This is a genomic window from Pseudarthrobacter cellobiosi (genome assembly GCF_023913815.1).
Taxonomy (GTDB): domain Bacteria; phylum Actinomycetota; class Actinomycetes; order Actinomycetales; family Micrococcaceae; genus Arthrobacter; species Arthrobacter cellobiosi.
Window position 1 is genome coordinate 1 of record NZ_JAMXBK010000005.1, and the last position, 1,793, is coordinate 1,793.

Below are 1,793 nucleotides of genomic sequence, written 5' to 3' on the forward strand. Positions count from 1 at the left end.
AACGACTACCGACCCACGCTCCCAGTGAGGCTTCGCCTCTGACCGCCGAGGTGGGTGATTGGCTGTCGCTGATGACGCCCGGTCCGCTGCGGTGCATTCTGGAAGCATTCGGAAAAGCGGTCGACGAATGTGGTGATGGTGATGGTCAATGTCAATGTCAATGAGATCCTCGACGGCCACGTGGCCCTGGATATTCAGTGCCTGGACCGGATCTATCTCAACGGCTACGTCCCGAACCTGCAGGTCGGCGGCCAGGTGGTTTCGTTCATGACCAGGCATCTGGGCTATCGAATCCCTTCCCCGGCGATCCTGGAAAAGATCGGAACCGCCTTCCGCCGCTCGGTGAATTCCTTCGCCGAGACCAACCACATCCCGTTGATCCGCTTCGCCAAGGAAGACCGCAAGATCGATGTTATGCGCCGCTATATGGCCGCCCAGGAACGGGTCGGACGGTCCGGCGTCGTCGCGATCGGGGTGGCCCAGGAGTACCAGAATGTCTTCGCCTCGACCCAACGCGAGGGCACCAATGGAATCCCGTGCTTTGGCTTCCATAAGGCCGACCGGAGGGTGACGTGCTTCTACTTCTATCTCTGGGATGTCGACTTCGGACCGGCGTTCATCAAGATCTGCGCGTACTTCCCGTATCCGATCAAGGTCTGGATCAACGGGCACGAGTGGGCCAAACGCCAGTGCCTTCGGGAAGGCATCGGGTTCACGGCCCTGTCCAACGGATTCGCCAGCTGCCAGGACCCCGCAGCGCTGCAGGAGATCTGTGACCGGCTCGGCCCGGGCACCATCGAGGTCTTCTTCCAACGCTGGCTCGCCGTGCTGCCGCTGCCGCTGACCGACCACGACGCGGACGCCGGATACTGGTGGGAGCTGTCCATGCGCCAAATCGAAATCTCCCACACCCTGGTCTTTGACGCGCCCCGACGCGCCCGGGCCTTCTTCGAAGCGCTCGTGGTCGACAACCTCGACCTGGGACGGCCCGAGACACTCGAGCTGATTTTCGGCCGGCAGATCCGCCGCGGCCGTCTGCGCCGGACCCAGGACGTGTTCAAGACCAAGGTCGTCACCCGCGACACCGACGTCACCATCAACGCGTTCTACAAGCATTCGCGGATCAAGCAGTACCTCAAGGACGGCCGTGCACTGCGGATCGAAACCGTCGTGAACTCACCGGACGACCTGGGGTGCAAACGCCGTCTGGAACACCTGCCCGAACTGCAAACCAAAGCCCGTGACACGAACGCCCGTCTGCTCGATACTGAACGTGTCGGGCAGGGCTGTGTCCTTGCGAGCCCAGCCTTTGAGCGGGTCGCGCTCCCCACGCTTACCGCGGAGGGGAAGAGGGCTCCGGCCTTGCGGTTCGGTGACCCCCGGGTCATGGCCCTGCTCGGCGCCTTATGTGTCAGCCTTACCGCCCTCGGATTCACCCATCGGAGCCTGCGTGCCCGGGTGACCCATCTGCTGGGCACCGGTTACAGCGCCAACCAAATGAGCTACGACCTCGCACGCCTGCGCCGCAACGGACTCATCGACCGCCGGCCACACAGCAACAACTACATCCTCACCGCCGAAGGCCAACGCGTCGCCCTGTTCTACACCAAGGTCCACAACCGGCTCCTGCGACCCCTGCTGGCAGCAGACAATGCCCCAGCACCGGCACCACTACGCCAGGCCCTGGCCACCATCGACCGCCACGTCAACGGCTACATCGACAACGCCCGAATGAAAAACGCTGCCTAAAACTCAAGATCAGTGTCAAAGTTTGGAACACCAAGGAACGCTAG

At 62.6% G+C, this 1,793-nt stretch carries 1 protein-coding gene; it reads left to right on the forward strand.

The window, feature by feature from the left end:
• Window positions 1-141 precede the first annotated feature (141 nt).
• The gene (locus NG701_RS00025; protein WP_252563039.1) at window positions 142-1,749 is read left to right on the forward strand and encodes a helix-turn-helix domain-containing protein; all 1,608 of its coding nucleotides are present in this window, start codon (window positions 142-144) and stop codon (window positions 1,747-1,749) included.
• Window positions 1,750-1,793: the final 44 nt, after the last annotated feature.